Source organism: Lachnospira rogosae (ex Hitch et al. 2025), assembly GCF_040096455.1.
Classification (GTDB): Bacteria; Bacillota; Clostridia; order Lachnospirales; family Lachnospiraceae; genus Lachnospira; species Lachnospira rogosae.
Map to the genome: position 1 here is coordinate 108,136 of NZ_JBBMER010000004.1, position 16,932 is coordinate 125,067.

General features: G+C 35.4%; 15 protein-coding genes and 1 CRISPR repeat array. Of the genes, 14 read left to right on the top strand and 1 reads right to left on the bottom strand.

The genetic code is table 11. The features are described from left to right. The first annotated feature begins 2 nt into the window (after positions 1 to 2). The 3 genes from cas1 (at position 3) to WMO14_RS06690 (ending at position 2,582) form a co-directional block, all read left to right on the top strand. Positions 3 to 962 carry a type V CRISPR-associated endonuclease Cas1 gene (gene cas1, locus WMO14_RS06680; protein WP_055176364.1) on the top strand — a complete coding sequence of 320 codons (960 nt, stop codon included), beginning with the start codon at positions 3 to 5 and terminating at the stop codon, positions 960 to 962. 16 nt (positions 963 to 978) lie between these two features. Then, the gene (gene cas2, locus WMO14_RS06685) at positions 979 to 1,254 is read left to right on the top strand and encodes a CRISPR-associated endonuclease Cas2 (protein ID WP_055176361.1); all 276 of its coding nucleotides are present in this window, start codon (positions 979 to 981) and stop codon (positions 1,252 to 1,254) included. Positions 1,255 to 1,392: 138 nt separating this feature from the next. Then, positions 1,393 to 1,742: a CRISPR direct-repeat array (repeat unit 36 nt; unit sequence GTTAAGTAACCTAAATAATTTCTACTGTGTGTAGAT). Between the two features lie 126 nt (positions 1,743 to 1,868). Beyond that, entirely contained in the window at positions 1,869 to 2,582 is a 714-nt protein-coding gene (locus WMO14_RS06690; RefSeq protein WP_349153534.1) for a DUF6062 family protein, read from the top strand. Between the two features lie 253 nt (positions 2,583 to 2,835). Here WMO14_RS06690 and WMO14_RS06695 read toward each other — a convergent pair whose 3' ends face one another. Further along, the gene (locus tag WMO14_RS06695; RefSeq protein WP_349153535.1) at positions 2,836 to 3,933 is read right to left on the bottom strand and encodes a transglutaminase domain-containing protein; all 1,098 of its coding nucleotides are present in this window, start codon (positions 3,931 to 3,933) and stop codon (positions 2,836 to 2,838) included. 196 nt (positions 3,934 to 4,129) lie between these two features. Between WMO14_RS06695 and WMO14_RS06700 the strand changes: the two genes are divergently transcribed. From WMO14_RS06700 to argS, 11 genes are all read left to right on the top strand, one after another. After that, entirely contained in the window at positions 4,130 to 5,008 is an 879-nt protein-coding gene (locus WMO14_RS06700; protein ID WP_055176353.1) for a DNA-3-methyladenine glycosylase family protein, read from the top strand. Positions 5,009 to 5,183: 175 nt separating this feature from the next. After that, the gene (locus tag WMO14_RS06705) at positions 5,184 to 5,471 is read left to right on the top strand and encodes a co-chaperone GroES (protein ID WP_022207095.1); all 288 of its coding nucleotides are present in this window, start codon (positions 5,184 to 5,186) and stop codon (positions 5,469 to 5,471) included. Between the two features lie 95 nt (positions 5,472 to 5,566). Beyond that, positions 5,567 to 7,192 (top strand): chaperonin GroEL, encoded by a 1,626-nt coding sequence (gene groL / locus WMO14_RS06710; RefSeq protein WP_022501568.1) that lies wholly within the window; start codon positions 5,567 to 5,569, stop codon positions 7,190 to 7,192. A gap of 208 nt (positions 7,193 to 7,400) precedes the next feature. Continuing rightward, a complete protein-coding gene (locus WMO14_RS06715) occupies positions 7,401 to 8,753 on the top strand; it encodes an MATE family efflux transporter (protein ID WP_349153536.1) in 1,353 nt (450 codons plus the stop codon). 94 nt (positions 8,754 to 8,847) lie between these two features. Beyond that, positions 8,848 to 10,671: a toll/interleukin-1 receptor domain-containing protein gene (locus tag WMO14_RS06720; protein WP_349153537.1), complete on the top strand. Its 1,824-nt coding sequence runs from the start codon at positions 8,848 to 8,850 to the stop codon at positions 10,669 to 10,671. Between the two features lie 30 nt (positions 10,672 to 10,701). Next, positions 10,702 to 11,214 (top strand): DUF6106 family protein, encoded by a 513-nt coding sequence (locus WMO14_RS06725; RefSeq protein ID WP_055176345.1) that lies wholly within the window; start codon positions 10,702 to 10,704, stop codon positions 11,212 to 11,214. 178 nt (positions 11,215 to 11,392) lie between these two features. Then, the gene (gene guaB / locus WMO14_RS06730) at positions 11,393 to 12,853 is read left to right on the top strand and encodes an IMP dehydrogenase (RefSeq protein ID WP_022501564.1); all 1,461 of its coding nucleotides are present in this window, start codon (positions 11,393 to 11,395) and stop codon (positions 12,851 to 12,853) included. A 344-nt stretch (positions 12,854 to 13,197) separates the two neighbouring features. Then, positions 13,198 to 13,782, top strand: coding sequence for a chemotaxis protein CheX (locus WMO14_RS06735; RefSeq protein WP_022501563.1), 585 nt, complete (start codon positions 13,198 to 13,200; stop codon positions 13,780 to 13,782). Between the two features lie 179 nt (positions 13,783 to 13,961). Further along, entirely contained in the window at positions 13,962 to 14,324 is a 363-nt protein-coding gene (locus WMO14_RS06740; protein ID WP_022501562.1) for a response regulator, read from the top strand. After that, a complete protein-coding gene (truA, locus tag WMO14_RS06745; protein ID WP_055176342.1) occupies positions 14,325 to 15,062 on the top strand; it encodes a tRNA pseudouridine(38-40) synthase TruA in 738 nt (245 codons plus the stop codon). It begins immediately after the preceding gene. Positions 15,063 to 15,164: 102 nt separating this feature from the next. Next, positions 15,165 to 16,931, top strand: a complete 1,767-nt coding sequence (gene argS / locus WMO14_RS06750) for an arginine--tRNA ligase (RefSeq protein WP_022501560.1) — start codon at positions 15,165 to 15,167, stop codon at positions 16,929 to 16,931. Position 16,932 lies beyond the last annotated feature (1 nt).

Sequence of the window (16,932 nt, forward strand, 5' to 3'; positions counted from 1 at the left end):
TTATGTTGAGTGCTAATGATTTCAAGAAGAAACAAGTGATTTTTTTATTGACTAATATTGGTGATAAATTATCATTTTCAAACGATAATGTTATAGTGAAAGACCAAGATGGAAAGATAAAGTTTCAGTCGACTTGTTATAGATTGTTTATGTTATGTGTTGTTGGAAATATATCTATTACGAGTGGATTGATACAGAGAAGTAAAAAGTTTGGGTTTTCTATATGTTTAATGAGTACAACATTTAAAGTATATGATGTTATAGGCGCAAGAATGGAAGGTAATACGCTTTTGAGAAAACATCAATATCAATATGATGGTAACGATATAGGTAGACTTATTGAACAAAATAAAATAAAAAATCAGGCACAGGTATTAAAAAACATAAGAAAAAAGACTGAGTATCAAAACGAAGCAATACAACTATTAAATGAGATGGTGATTGAACTTAATAACCCAAAAGAATATTTAGAAATTATGGGGATTGAGGGAAATGCTGCAAGAGTTTACTTTCCGAGAATGTTTGATAATGTTCAATGGAATGGGAGAAAGCCAAGAATTAAAAGTGACTATGTGAATGTTGTATTAGACATAGGTTATACAATGCTTTTTAATATTGTTGATGCAATGTTGCAAGTTTATGGATTTGATACATATTATGGGGGGTTTCATAAGTGTTTCTATATGAGGAAATCATTAGTTTGCGATATAATGGAACCAATAAGACCTATTATTGACTATGAAGTGCGAAAAGCTATTAATCTAGGTCAATGTAAAATTGATGATTTCGAAAAATATGATGAACACTGGTGTTTAAAATATAAGAATAATCCACAATATATTCAATTTTTAATGCAGGCAATTATGGAATATAAAGATGAAATATTTATGTATATACAAAGCTATTATAGATATTTTATGAAAATGAAAAGTGTATCAGAATTTCCGCAGTTTAATATATAACTAGATTGGAGGTATTATGGTAGTTGTAAGTTATGATATATCAAATGACAAATTAAGAACTAAATTTGCTAAATATCTTTCAAGATTTGGACATAGATTACAATATTCCGTGTTTGAAATTGACAACAGTGAAAAAATCGTTAATAATATAGTAAATGACTTGAAGAACAAATATGAGAAATCTTTTTCGCAAGAGGATAGTGTTATTATATTTAAACTTTCATCAAGTTGTGAAGTACTGAGGTTTGGATATGCAAAGAATGATGAGAAGGACTTTATTATAATAAGCTGAAACATTTGAGAATGCAAACCTTGACCTTAATATTTAAAATTAGATGGGTTACTTAATATAATATGTGCGTATTGCACAAAAAATAATCAAAAAATGTTACTTAACAAAGGAATAATTATATAATATGACGATATAAGAGTTAAGTAACCTAAATAATTTCTACTGTGTGTAGATTTTTCCGGCTTTTATGTTATATCCGGGTTAAGTAACCTAAATAATTTCTACTGTGTGTAGATGTAAGTATCTGTTCGATTTTCTCTGATGTTAAGTAACCTAAATAATTTCTACTGTGTGTAGATTTAAAGGATATTCTGTGTATGTGCCATGTTAAGTAACCTAAATAATTTCTACTGTGTGTAGATATGTTATTAAAGAATTTCTACTATTGTGTTAAGTAACCTAAATAATTTCTGCTGTGTGTAGATTGTGGCAGATAATCCGCACCATTTATCGTTAAGTAACCTAAATAATTTCTACTATGTGTAAATTCCGGTTCAGATTGATGACAAGACAAGTTAAGTAACCTAAATAACTTGGCTTCCCCAATATATTGAATATTCTCCCTATTCTTGCTAAAATACCACTACAAGATTAATAGAAAAGGATATCCAATTATGAAAGAAAAGATATATACAGTTCCAGTTAATGATGCGTTTGCGTTGGATAGTGAATGTCCGATTTGTTCAATGTTTGAAAAGCTGGAGAATGATGCGGTTGAGTATGCAATGGGTCCGAGCTATATGGAAGATGACATAAGAGAAAAGACTGATAAAATTGGATTTTGCAGTCGCCACATTAAGAAGATATATGAGCAGAATAACAGACTTGGTTATGCGCTTGTTATGAAGACACATATGGATTATGTCATTAAGCAGATAGAAAGCTATAGTGATGATAAGGGCGCAGGAAAGACATTACTTAAAAAGGGCAAAGAGGCACAGGTGTGCAGTTATATTGATGAGCTTGAAGGAAAATGCTTTGTGTGCGATAAAGTAGAAGATACAATTGAAAGATACATAGATACAGTGTTTTATATGTATAAACACGACAAAGATTTTGTCGATAAGCTTAAGAGCTGCAAAGGCTTTTGTACCAGCCACTATGGACTTTTGATGAAAAGGGCGAGCGGCAAGCTTTCAGGAGCACAGTATACGGAATTCACAGAACTTATCACTAAGCTTTACATAGATAATATGAAGAGAGTGAGAGACGATGTGGCTTGGTTTATTAATAAATTTGACCACAAATATGCCAATGAGCCTTGGAAAAATGCCAAAGACTCACTCGTAAGAGCAACATTAAAAGATACAGGAGTTAATATCCAATAACATAATAATGTGTTATTTTCCGGAAGAAGATAAGTTCATTATGGTATAATGAGCACAAAAGTGCTCATCTTAAAAGTTCCTTATGGAACTTTATATGTGCAGAAAAGCCGCACAAGATTTATGGTATGATATATACATTATATTAAGAAATTAATTGATATTAATAAAAGCTGATTACCCTCATTAATAAAAATGGAGATAATCAGCTTTTTGTTGATATATAAATGTAATAATTATTACATTTATATATCAATTAATAGGTAAATGTAACAGAATATAACGTGTAATTAACACGATCAATATTCTTATAAGAATAGGATAACTGCTGTCCGGTTCTTGATATTGCCTCTTTAAGATCTGCATTATAAGTTGTAGTGAATTCAATATGTGCAGTTTTATTTTTAACTGTTGAATATATGAGTTTATTTAGTTGGTTGACATTGCTTATTAAAGGTAGTTTTTTGTATCTGCAGTAGGAATATTTTGCACCACATTTTTCATAAGCGGAGTAACGGCTTCTGTCCCAAGTATGGTCGAGTGCCATATCGTCAGCACTGATATTAAAATATGAGTGGTCGATATAATCAGATGATGAGCCAACAGGGTCATCCCACGTTACATCAACGTGATACCAGTGATTATCAAGGTTGACAACATTCCATATGTGCTGCTGTCCGCCAGCCTCTCCTGAAATCGTTGCATTTTCTATTCCAAGCATATCTAACAATGTCTTAAAACATTCAGTATAGCCGCTACATACGGCAATTCCGTTGATTAATGCACTGTAGGCGTTGTAGGAAGAGTCGCCGGTATCAACATAATTGATGTTATCAACGAGATAATCGTGTATGGCAATCTCTTTTTCTATATCAGATTGATTTGGCGAAATAATCTCTTCAAGTATTTTGGTATATTTGTCATAAAGCACAAGCTGGCGTTCATTAAGATTATATGTTGACTCACTTCTGTAAGCTTTAATAATTGCAAAATTGTCCCAACATTCATAAGTTATCCGCACATTGAAACCATTTTTAATGCGCCTGTATTCACATCTTAACTGTTCTATGCCGTTAATTAATGAAAGCCATTTGTTGGCATCAATTAACTCCTCATCAGTAATGAATAATTCGCAGACATTATTATCACTATCCATACTTGCAATTATAGCCTGCACAATCTCCTCCGTTGTATCTGCGGACTGGGAAAATGCAGCCTTAGGTATTGTCATAGCTGAATTGGAAGACATATTAAACGATATTGGAATTGTACAGCCTGTCAATGCGACAGATAAAAGCACAAGTGTGAGTATAACGCAGACACGCTTATGGATAGGCTTATATAAATTTTTCATATATGTTAATAAATCTTTCTATAATAATTTAGGTTTATTACTTTGTTAAATTAAATGTAATTTGGTATTATTACATCATATATTATAATTATATTACATTATAAAATAATACACAACTGCTAGATATATGGATATTTATGGCAGTCTGATAATAAATATACCGTGCATTTTATTTTGTACAGGGAGGAGAATTAATATGAGCGATTATATTATTAACAAACCTGATGATTTTGAATTGAATGAAACACTTGAATGTGGACAGTGCTTCCATTTTAATAAGCTTGATGAAAATGATTATGTCCTTACAGCATTTGGACATATGTTACATATAATACAGACTGAAAAAGAAATTGTATTTTATGATACTGACGAGAAGCTGTATATGGATTTGTGGAGAAATTATTTTGATATAGACAGGAATTATGGTCTTATAAAGGAAAGGCTTCTAAAGAAAGATGATAAGCTTAAGGAAGCAATTGAGGCAATGTCAGGTGTCAGAATTCTTAATCAGGAATTTTTTGAGACACTTATTTCATTTATTATATCGCAGAACAAACAGATACCACATATAAAGAAGATTGTTGCAGATATTTCTGCAAAGTATGGCGATTATGCGGGTGAGGTGAAAGGTGTACCTATGTATACATTTCCTGATGTAAGGAAGTTAGCCAAAGCAGAAGTAGAGGATTTGAAGGAATTAAAGACAGGCTTTAGAGCACCTTACATATATGATGCCGTAAAATGTGTCGGCGAGGGAAAAATCAGCTATGATGAGCTTATTGCACTGGATAGTGAGCAGGGCATTGAGAAAATGTGTCAGATAAAAGGGGTTGGCAACAAGGTCGCAAGCTGTGTAAGCCTTTTTGCATTGGGTAAAAGGGACAGCTTTCCTATTGATGTGTGGATAAAAAGAATAATGGAATATCTGTATTTTGACGGAAATGATACTTCCAAAGATGTTATAGCTGCATTTGCTAAGGAAAGATTTGGCGAGCTTGGCGGATATGCACAGCAGTATCTTTTCTATTATGGAAAGACTGTCAAGATGGGTGTCGCTAATAAGAATAAAAAATAAAAAAAGTATAATCAAAATGTTAAATCATTAATATATTTAGAAATAGCTGTTGACAAATTATTAGCCGGGTGCTATCTTAATTTTATTGAAATTAGCACTCGGTTGAAATGAGTGCTAACAAGCAAAAAACAAATTGCTGCCATATACATTTCAGACAGCGGAATGGAGGATATATATGAAATTAGTACCATTAGGAGACAGAGTTGTAATTAAAGCATTAGTTGCAGAAGAAACTACAAAGTCAGGTATCGTATTACCAGGACAGGCAAAGGAGAAACCATCTCAGGCAGAGGTAGTTGCAGTTGGACCTGGCGGGGTTGTTGATGGCAAGGAAGTTACAATGCAGGTTAAGCCTGGTGATAAGGTAATATATTCTAAGTATGCTGGAACAGAAGTTAAGCTTGATGATGAAGAATACATCGTTGTAAAGCAGAATGATATTCTTGCGGTAATCGAGGACTAATCAGATACAGCCAGTTTACTGGCGGATATATGAAAAGTGATAGTTAGTTGATATCAGATATATTTTTATTACAGATAATAATGGAGGTAATAGCAATGGCAAAGGAAATTAAATACGGAATTGAAGCAAGAAAAGCTCTTGAAGAGGGTGTTAATAAATTAGCTAATACTGTAAGGGTTACAATCGGACCAAAGGGACGTAACGTAGTTCTTGATAAATCATATGGTGCACCACTTATCACTAACGATGGTGTTACAATCGCTAAGGATATCGAACTTGAAGATGCATTTGAGAATATGGGTGCCCAGCTTGTAAAGGAAGTTGCTACTAAGACTAATGATGTAGCAGGTGATGGTACAACAACAGCTACAGTTCTTGCACAGGCTATGGTTAATGCAGGTATGAAGAACTTAGCAGCAGGTGCTAACCCAATCATCTTAAGAAAAGGTATGAAGAAGGCTACTGATTGTGCAGTTGAAGCTATTGCACATATGAGCGAGAAGGTTACAGGAAAAGACCAGATTGCAAAGGTTGCATCTATCTCAGCTGGTGATGAAGAAGTAGGTCAGATGGTAGCTGATGCTATGGAAAAGGTTTCTAATGATGGTGTTATCACAATCGAAGAATCTAAGACAATGAAGACAGAACTTGATCTTGTAGAAGGTATGCAGTTCGATAGAGGATATATTTCAGCATATATGGCAACGGATATGGATAAGATGGAAGCTAACCTTGATAACCCATATATCCTTATCACAGATAAGAAGATTTCTAATATTCAGGAAATCTTACCAGTTCTTGAACAGATAGTCCAGAGCGGTGCTAAGCTTCTTATCATTGCAGAAGATGTTGAAGGTGAAGCTCTTACGACACTTATCGTTAATAAGTTAAGAGGTACATTCAATGTTGTAGCTGTCAAAGCACCTGGATATGGTGACAGACGTAAGGAAATGCTTAAGGATATCGCTATTCTTACAGGTGGTCAGGTTATCTCAGAAGAACTTGGTCTTGAACTTAAGGATACAACAATGGATATGCTTGGTAGAGCTAAGTCAGTTAAGGTTCAGAAAGAAAATACAGTTATCGTTGACGGCGAAGGTGCTAAGGAAGATATCGAAGCAAGAGTTGCACAGATTCGTGCACAGCTTGAAGAAACAACATCTGACTTTGATAAGGAAAAGTTACAGGAAAGACTTGCTAAGCTTGCAGGCGGCGTAGCTGTTATCAGAGTTGGTGCTGCAACAGAAACAGAGATGAAGGAAGCTAAGCTTCGTATGGAAGATGCCCTTAATGCAACAAGAGCTGCTGTAGAAGAAGGCGTTATCTCAGGTGGTGGTTCTGCTTATATCCACGCTTCTAAGAAGGTTGCTGAACTTGCTGCTACACTCAGTGGTGATGAGAAGACAGGTGCAGAGATTATTCTTAAGGCACTTGAAGCTCCTTTATACCACATTGCTCACAATGCAGGTCTTGAAGGTGCAGTTATCATCAACAAAGTAAGAGAGTCAGAAGTAGGAACAGGTTACGATGCTCTTAATGATGAATACGTTAATATGATTGATGCTGGTATTCTTGACCCAGCTAAGGTTACAAGAAGTGCATTACAGAATGCTACAAGTGTAGCTTCAACACTCCTTACAACAGAGTCAGTTGTAGCTGATATCAAAGAAGATACACCAGCAATGCCAGCAGGAGCTGCCGGTATGGGCGGAATGATGTAATAAGTAATAATTTGCTATACATCAGTAAGTTGATAAAATAAATTTAACACTTACATTATATTAAAAAAGTCCCTTTGTTTATGTTTTATATTCATAAACAAGGGGACTTTTTGTTGTGTAATGTATAAGCAATATGTTATGCTATCAAGGTTATTAAGTGGATTACAGCAGATTGAGCTGATTCATATATTTCAGGAGAGCTTGGTTTATGTTTTTTAATAGAAGAAAGAATGATGATTTGTCAGAAAAGCTGGTTAAACTGGTTGTTCCGATAGCTATACAGCAGTTTATGTTGGCACTTGTGAGTGCCACAGATGCGGTTATGCTGGGCTTTGTAGACCAGACCTCGTTGTCTGCAGCTTCACTTGCCGGACAGATACAGTTTGTGCTTAATTTGTTTATAGCAGGGATAACAGCAGGCTCAGGAATAATGATTTCACAGTACTGGGGAAAGAAGGACATAAAAGCTATTGAAAAGGTCATGCCGGTGGCTTTATATGCTAATCTGTTGTCAGGTGGCATATTCACTATTCTTGCGTTTCTCATACCTGAGGGACTTATAAGGATATTCACTAACGAACCGGAGCTTATTGCAAGCGGTACACTATATATCAGGGCGGTAGCCTTATCCTATGTGCTGTGTGCAGTATCACAGGTATATCTGATTCTTCTTAAGAATACAGGAAGGGCAGCTCAAAGCTCTGTTATCAGCTCATCAGCAGTTGCAGTTAATATAGTCTGCAATGCTGTCCTTATATTTGGACTACTTGGTATGCCACGTCTTGGCATACGTGGAGCGGCTTATGCAACTGTAATATCAAGAGTGATAGAGCTTGTATGGGCATATATTGCAGTTAACAAAGACAGGATTGCCACTCTGGAGTGGAAAGGAATTATTCATACAGATAAAGCACTTACAAGAGATTTCTGGTATTACACAATGCCTGTGCTATGTGCCTCCTTAGTGTGGGGCATTGCATTTGTATTATACTCAGTTATACTTGGACATATGGGAAGTGATGCTGTTGCAGCGAATTCCATAGCCAGTATAGTAAAGAGTATGGTACAGTGCGTTATAAGGGGCGTTAGTGCCGGGGCAGGAATTATTATAGGTAATCTACTAGGAGCAGGTAAGCTTTATAAAGCCAGGGAATATGGTGGAAGAATTACAAGACTGTCAATAGCGATTGGGATAATAACAGGTCTGCTTCTTATAGTTATAGCTCCGGTTGTATCGCGTGCAGCCCCTATGTCAGATACAGCGAAGGGGTATCTTGGCTTTATGCTGATAGTCCTCGGCATTAATCTGATGGGGCAGTCGGTGAATACAACTGTTCTGGATGGAATATTCTGCGCTGGTGGTGATGCAAAGTTTGATATGAAGGGAAATATTGGTGCAATGTGGTTCTTTGCAGTTCCACTTGGCTTTGTTGCAGCATTTGTATTCAATGCACCAGTCTGGCTTGTATATATCATAATAAGCCTTGATGAGCTTGTAAAGCTCCCGGCAGTATATATACATTATAAGAAGTATATTTGGGTAAGAAATATTACAAGATAAAATACCAGGGATAGTTGTTTCTATTTAAAAAAGTCAGGGGGTATGTTATAATACTTCCATATTGGATTTTAATTGTCACGCAGGAGGAATGGTGATGGCTGATATTGATGAGCTTAAAAAGAAACTTGAAGATGGATGGATAAAGGGTGAACCTTATGTATTTGTAAGTTATGCAAGTAAGGATAAAGAGAAAGTTTATGAATTTGTATATGAACTTAGAAAACGTGGAATTAATGTATATATAGATATAGAGCTTCAGGAGAATATTTCTAAGAACTGGTTACAGAATATTAAGGAGCGTTTATATGATGTTGATTGTGTTGCTATGATTTCATTTCTTAGTCTTAACTATTTCCGTAGTTATGCCTGCCTTATAGAACAGCTTGTAACACGTTCAGAGGATTTAAAGATGGAAAAAGGTAAGTATCTTGAGAATTTTTATATTGCATTGGATGATAATATGTCTACAATACAAAAAATGGAAGATGCAGTGTATAATAATACAGTTGCAAAAGAAAGTCAGAGTATGGCAATAAAGATGGTTCCAGAGGAAGTAAATGTCCTTAAAGATGTCATGGAAGATAATATTGCAGTAAAGAGCAAGTTAAAGAAAGATGTCAGGTCAACTATAGATAGTCTGAATACAGCACATAGAGTTGCGATAAGTATGCTTAGTTATATTTTTAAAGAGTCAAGCTATAGTATTCAGAAATATGGAACAGCTGGTGATTGTGCACAGTTAATGTATAACAATTTTACTAATGATAAGAATGACAAAATTAATATTGATGTATTGGAGGAACTTAAAGAAAAGTACATCAATGCTTCATCATCTGCCACAACTACATCATCTACAGCAAGTCAGAGCAGTGCTTCTGCACCAGCCGTTAAGAATAATACTACAGAAGCTGACATTGAGAATAATAGAACTTCTGATAATATTCAGAGTACAGAGAATAACAATGTGGCAAATAATAACACAAATATCAATGAAATAGACAGCAATGATATTATTGATGATGAAAATAGCACATCAACAGACAGCGTTACTACAGATGATTTTGCCACATCTACAGACAACAACAATATAACTGATAACACCAGAACAAGACAGGCTACAAGTACAGGTGATATCAGATTTACGCTTTATGGCAAGGAGTATGAGCTTAATCAGTCAGATATGATGCTTACATTTTTTGCACATATTCTTAATAAACATCAGGATACTGTGGACGAACTTCCTTCGTATAATGGGATGAACTGCGTATCTGATGTTGATTATAGTCTTTCTGAGAATCGTAAGGCAGATATGCCTACATATTTCAGAAGCTGTGAATTCTTTGAATTCGCTAATGGAAGCCATATATGCGTTGGAACATCATATTCAGTAGTAGACAAGTTAAAGAAAATGGCACTTCTGCTTAATATATGTGGTGAAAGCCCAGAGATATTCAGCTCAGAACAGGTTGAACTTCCAGCGGTAAAGGTCAGAGGTGGTTCTTCTGCTGGCGGCAAGGGAAGTGGAGCACTTGTGAAATTCAGCGTATATGGTAATGAATACGCGCAGAACCAGACAGATATGCTTGGAACAATATGCAGTTCTGTTATAGCTAAGCACCCAGACAAGTTAGAGGAAGCAGCAGATGCTTTATTATGTATTGATGTTAAAGATTATACAGATGTTGCTAAAGAAGACAGACCAGTATATTTCTCATCAATGAACAGATATGAAGTAAATGGCACAGCTTATAGTGTTGGTGGAAGCTTCGGAATGAAAGAAAAGCTTAAAATGATTGCTAAATTACTTATAATGTGCGACGAAAGCAAGGATATAATTGATATAGAAGACTATGAGATACCAGATGTAAAGGTTAAGGCGGCTGCAGGCACTAAGAAGAAAATTAATTACTTTGATTAATTGGAAGTATTACAAGATAGGAGTAGTTTTATGTTTGATGTAGCAGTAGAACAGATAGTAAAGGTAAAACCGCCTAAGACAGCAGTTGTTTATAAGGCATTGCTTATAATAGGCTGTATTGTGGCGGCTACAACCATACCACAGACAAGAACATTTGGAATAATTGTGCTTGCATTATTTGCGGTGATGACATTTTTGGTATTCCAGTATTATAATGCAGAGCTTGAGTATTCGATAGTGGATGATACGCTTACGATTGATAGGATTATGGCAAAATCAGCAAGAAAAAGATGTGGTGTGTATACACTTTCAAGAGCAAAGCTTGTGGCAAGAGCTGATTCGCAGGATGCACTCCGTATGAACCATATGGACGTTAAGACTTATGATTATTCAGTTGGTGCAAGCAACCACGATTCGGTTGTCATATATGCTTATAATGAACATAACGAACTGGTCAGGGTATTTGTATATCCTGATGAACGTATTCTTCACAGCATACAAAATGTTGTTGAAAAAGATGTGTTTAAAGTTATTGACTTTTAAAAAATGCTCTGATACAATTCTAATATTATAAACAAAAGGAATATGATAGAACGTTTATCAGATTTCTCCACACAGAAATGTCCGAATTAAGTATTCGGATTTTTTTGTACCAAGAATTGCGTTATTACGCGCATATAACTTAATTATTTTATTCACAGGAAAGCGAGGACAAAGGAAAATGGGTACAATTATTGGTGAGGGCATTACATTTGACGATGTGTTATTAGTTCCACAGTATTCAGAAGTAACACCTAATATGATCGATTTAACAACTAATCTTACAAAGAATATTAAGCTTAATATTCCTTTGATGAGTGCAGGTATGGACACAGTTACTGAACATAGAATGGCAATCGCTATGGCAAGACAGGGTGGTATAGGTATTATCCACAAGAATATGTCAGTTGAGCAGCAGGCAGAGGAAGTTGATAAGGTAAAAAGATCAGAGAATGGAGTAATTACAGATCCATTTTTCTTACATCCAGATAATACATTACAGGAAGCTAACGAACTTATGGGTAAGTTCAGAATTTCTGGTGTTCCTATCACAGATGATGATAGAAAGCTTGTTGGTATTATTACTAACAGAGATCTTAAATTTGAAGAAGATTTCTCAAGACCAATTAAGGAATGTATGACAAGCGAGAATCTTGTAACAGCTCCAGTTGGAATTACTCTTGAAGAAGCTAAGAAGATCCTTGGCAAGGCAAGAAAAGAAAAGCTTCCAATCGTTGATGATGAATTCAAGTTAAGAGGGCTTATTACAATAAAGGATATTGAGAAGTCTATTAAGTATCCTGCGTCTGCACATGATTCACAGGGAAGACTTCTTGCAGGTGCTGCAGTTGGTATTACAGCCAATGTTATGGATAGAGTTCAGGCTCTTGTTGATGCAAGTGTTGACTGTATTGTAATTGATTCAGCACATGGTCACTCTAAGAATATTATTACAACATTAAAGAATATCAAGTCAGCATTCCCTGATTTACAGGTAATCGCTGGTAACATTGCTACAGGTGCAGCTGCTAAGGCACTTTGCGAAGCTGGTGTAGATGCAGTTAAGGTTGGTATAGGACCTGGTTCTATCTGTACAACAAGAGTTGTTGCTGGTATTGGTGTACCTCAGGTAACAGCAGTTATGGATGCTTATGCAGAAGCTAAGAAGTTCGGTATTCCAGTTATCGCTGATGGTGGTATCAAGTTCTCAGGTGATATAGTTAAGGCTATTGCTGCCGGTGGTAGTGTATGTATGCTCGGAAGTCTTCTTGCAGGCTGTGATGAAGCTCCTGGTTCATTTGAGTTATTCCAGGGCAGAAAGTATAAGGTTTATAGAGGTATGGGTTCTATTGCAGCTATGGAGAATGGAAGCAAGGACAGATACTTCCAGACAGGTGCTAAGAAGCTTGTTCCAGAAGGTGTTGAAGGACGTGTTGCATATAAGGGACTTGTTGAAGATACAATATTCCAGCTTATGGGAGGTCTTCGTTCAGGTATGGGTTATTGTGGAGCACCTACAATTCCATTGCTTCAGGAGACAGGTAAGTTTATTAAGATGTCATCTGCTGCATTAAGAGAGAGTCATCCACACGATATTCATATCACTAAGGAAGCCCCTAACTACTCAGTAGAGAACGCTTAATATAAAGCTGTTATTATAAACAGATTAGAATAATAGATATTTAATCAACCCCGGCATTAATTAATTTTAATGCTGGGGTTGTTTGTGCGTCAATTTTAGTGTATTATCTTTGGGATATTAAATGTGAAATATGCACAAGTTGTATATGATAAATGTGGCAAATTGAATAAACTGTCTAAACAATTAAACTGATAAGCATTTATAAGTGAAAATAAAATCCGATAATAAGTGTTTATAAGTGAAAATTGATGTTGCTAATATATGTTTTCTTGATGTATAATAATCTTACAGTAAAATTGTATGAATAATGTATTTATAGAAGGTTATGCACAAGGAGAAGAGGTATGCAGGATAAGATGATTAACAAGTATATTGCTAAGAATCATTCTGGATCTGTATTTACTGACAATGAATTGCAGGTTATCAAGGATGGTAATATAGATGATATGGTTACAACATTTCTTGATATGAATACAGAATATTATAATAAGCAGATGCAGAGTGTTTTAAAGGTATTTACACAGTTTATGAGCACTGAGATTGAACTTGAGAGAATAATATATCAGAAGGAATTTGATGGCAAATTTGTTGGCTGTCAGATTATGGACGGAGATATAGATGTATTCTTAGGGATAGCAGGTGAAGATGCTGACCTTCTTTGCGTTGCATCTACATTTTCCCAGGAAGATATGAATAAGTTTGATGCTGATGCTTATGATGCAATATGCGAGCTTATTAATATTATTAATGGTGCATATGCGACTAAGCTCAGTTATGAAGAGATAGAGGTGTCTTTACACCCACCAGTATTTTATCAGGATACACAGATTAAAGCGGATAATGGAATGTATGTAGTTACATTTAATATGAAAGGACATAGATTTAATCTGCTTATGGTTGCAGATGATAAAGTTAAGCTTAATGTATAAAAATATATGTACATAGTTAAGGCGTATTACAGAAGCTGAAGTTGTTAATAATCATCAGTCAATTATTTGTTAGTTGATGAATTGTTATAGATATATTGCATTTGCAGTTGATTACAGATACTAAATGCTTCTGCACAAGCCGGGTGGTTAATTATAGACATATGGAACGGAGGAATATTATGGCGAAGATTTTGATAGTAGATGATTCTAAGACTTCAAGAAAGTTCTTAAGAAATATGCTTGAACAGGCTGGACACGAGATTGTTGCAGAGGCTGTTAACGGAGCAGAAGGCGTTGAAAAGTTCAGAATATACAGACCGGATATAACAACTATGGACATTACAATGCCGGTTCTTGGCGGAATAGATGCAGTTAAGGATATTATAGAGATAGACCCTGATGCCAAGATTATTATGGTAACAGCGGCAGGACAGAAGGCTAATATGATAGAGGCTCTTAAGAAAGGAGCGGCTGATTTTATACAGAAGCCTTTTGATATGGACGTGATTGTTAATACAATTGAAAAGGTTATGGAAGAATAGATGTACAATTATAGATTACAACTTCAATATGATGGTGGGAGATATGACGGCTGGGTCAGAATGGGCAAGGACTCCAATTCTAACACTATAGAATGTAAGATTAAAGAGATAATTCAGAAGATGACAGGTGAAGATATTGATATATATGTTGGATGCAGAACAGAAAAAGGTGTTCATGCACTTAATCAGACAGCTAATTTCAAGCTTAATGATAAGTACCAGCCTGTAGAGGTTAAGAATTACCTTAACAGATATCTTCCAAGGGATATAGCTGTTAATCGCGTGGAATTAGTAGATGAAAGATTTCATAGCCAGCTTAATGCGAGGGAGAAGACATATGTATACAAGATAGATATGGCTAATGTAGCGAATGTATTTACAAGAAAGTATGCTTATCATACATTTGATATTCCGGATATTAAGGCTATGAAGCAGGCAGCTTTTTATATGATTGGAAAGCATGATTTTAAAGCATTTACTACTGCGAAGAAGAGCAAGTCTACAGTAAGGGATATCAAAGATGTAGAGATAACTACAGATGGAGACAGTTGTGAGATAAGAATAACAGCAGATGATTTCCTTCATAATATGGCAAGATATATGATTGGTATGCTTCTTGATGTAGGAAGCGGACTTAAGAAGGTGGAAGATGTAGAGAATATTATGGCTGGCAAGGATGTTGTTATGTCACTTCCAGCTGAGAGCTATGGACTTTTCCTTGAAAGTGTTTTATACTAAATAGATGATTTTATTAAAGAATCTCGGATTTCGGGATTCTTTTCTTGTTACTTTATAATAATATATTTTATGAAGCAGAATTTAACAGGAATGGAGAATATAATGAAGACCATAATTGAACTTATGACAGATGAATTTAAGAAAGCATTTGCAGAATGTGGATATTCAGAAGAATACGCAAGAATTACTATATCTAACAGACCTGACTTATGCGAATTCCAGTGCAATGGCGCGATGGCAGCAGCTAAGACTTATAAAAAAGCTCCATTTGTTATTGCAGATGAGATAGTTGCAAAGCTTACATCTAATGGTATGTTTGACACAATTGAAAGTGTTAAGCCAGGATTTATCAATATAAAGGTAAGTGCTGGATATCTTTCAGATTATCTTAATAAGATGTCAGAAGATGATAAGTACGGATATGAGAACAGCGAGGAAGCTAAGACTGTAATAGTGGATTATGGTGGAGCTAATGCAGCTAAGCCATTACATGTAGGACATTTAAGATCTGCTGTAATTGGTGAGAGTGTTAAGAGAATTAACAGATACGCAGGCAACAATACAATAGGTGATGTACACCTTGGAGACTGGGGACTTCAGATGGGTCTTATCATAGAGGAGTTAAGGGACAGAAAGCCTGAACTTCCATATTTTGATGAGGCGTATACAGGAGAGTATCCAAGTGAACCCCCATTTACGATATCAGAGCTTGAACAGATATATCCGGCGGCAAGTGCTAAGTCTAAGGAAGATGAAGAATTCGCTAAGAGAGCACACGAATCCACACTTAAGCTTCAGAGCGGGGACAGAGCATGCACAGCAATATGGAAGCATATTATGAATGTTTCCAAGAAGGATTTAAAGAAGAATTATGATAATCTTAATGTATCATTTGACTTATGGAAGGGTGAAAGTGATGCACAGCCATATATTAAAGATATGGTTGATAAGATGGTTGAAGATGGAATTGCCTATGAAAGCCAGGGAGCTACAGTAGTAGATATTGCAGAGCCAACAGATACTAAGGAACTTCCTCCTTGCATAGTAAGAAAGTCAGACGGTGCGGCACTTTATGCTACATCAGATCTTGCAACTATTGTTGAGAGAGAGAAGTTATATAAGCCGGATACATACATTTATCTCGCTGATAAAAGACAGGAGCTTCATTTTACTCAGGTATTCAGAACAGCTAAGAAGGCTGGAATTGTAAGACCAGATGCAGATATGAGATTTGTTGGTTTTGGTACTATGAATGGAAAGGATGGCAAGCCATTTAAGACACGTTCAGGTGGTGTTATGCGTCTTGAACATCTTATATCTGATATTAATGAAGTTATTCTTAATAAGATTAAAGAGAACCGTTCAATGACGGATGAAGAAGCTGATAATATATCTAAGATTGTGGGTCTTGCTGCACTTAAGTATGGTGATTTATCTAATCAGGCATCTAAAGATTATGTATTTGATGTAGATAGATTTGCTTCATTTGAAGGTAATACAGGTCCTTATATTTTGTATACAATAGTAAGAATAAAGTCTATTCTTGCAAAGTATAAGGAAACAGGCGTAAGTGTTGGTGATCTTACAATACTGCCTTCAAAAGAACAGTCAGAGAAGGCTTTATCACTTGCACTTATTAAGTTCTCAGATGTTATAGATGGAGCATACAAGGATAATGCACCTCACAAGATATGCCAGTATATATATGAGGTTTCTAACTCATTTAACGGATTTTATCATAACACAAAGATTCTTGCAGAAGAGGATAAGAAACAGCAGGAAAGCTATATTGCATTAATCACACTTACTAAAGAGATACTTGAAACTTGTATTGATTTATTAGGTATACAGTGTCCTGACAGAATGTAGA

Coding starts and splice junctions, on each gene's coding strand:
- cas1 (WP_055176364.1), top strand. CDS start 3: ATGTTGAGTGCTAATGATTTCAAGAAGAAACAAGTGATTTTTTTATTG.
- cas2 (WP_055176361.1), top strand. CDS start 979: ATGGTAGTTGTAAGTTATGATATATCAAATGACAAATTAAGAACTAAA.
- WMO14_RS06690 (WP_349153534.1), top strand. CDS start 1,869: ATGAAAGAAAAGATATATACAGTTCCAGTTAATGATGCGTTTGCGTTG.
- WMO14_RS06695 (WP_349153535.1), bottom strand. CDS start 3,933: ATGAAAAATTTATATAAGCCTATCCATAAGCGTGTCTGCGTTATACTC.
- WMO14_RS06700 (WP_055176353.1), top strand. CDS start 4,130: ATGAGCGATTATATTATTAACAAACCTGATGATTTTGAATTGAATGAA.
- WMO14_RS06705 (WP_022207095.1), top strand. CDS start 5,184: ATGAAATTAGTACCATTAGGAGACAGAGTTGTAATTAAAGCATTAGTT.
- groL (WP_022501568.1), top strand. CDS start 5,567: ATGGCAAAGGAAATTAAATACGGAATTGAAGCAAGAAAAGCTCTTGAA.
- WMO14_RS06715 (WP_349153536.1), top strand. CDS start 7,401: ATGTTTTTTAATAGAAGAAAGAATGATGATTTGTCAGAAAAGCTGGTT.
- WMO14_RS06720 (WP_349153537.1), top strand. CDS start 8,848: ATGGCTGATATTGATGAGCTTAAAAAGAAACTTGAAGATGGATGGATA.
- WMO14_RS06725 (WP_055176345.1), top strand. CDS start 10,702: ATGTTTGATGTAGCAGTAGAACAGATAGTAAAGGTAAAACCGCCTAAG.
- guaB (WP_022501564.1), top strand. CDS start 11,393: ATGGGTACAATTATTGGTGAGGGCATTACATTTGACGATGTGTTATTA.
- WMO14_RS06735 (WP_022501563.1), top strand. CDS start 13,198: ATGCAGGATAAGATGATTAACAAGTATATTGCTAAGAATCATTCTGGA.
- WMO14_RS06740 (WP_022501562.1), top strand. CDS start 13,962: ATGGCGAAGATTTTGATAGTAGATGATTCTAAGACTTCAAGAAAGTTC.
- truA (WP_055176342.1), top strand. CDS start 14,325: ATGTACAATTATAGATTACAACTTCAATATGATGGTGGGAGATATGAC.
- argS (WP_022501560.1), top strand. CDS start 15,165: ATGAAGACCATAATTGAACTTATGACAGATGAATTTAAGAAAGCATTT.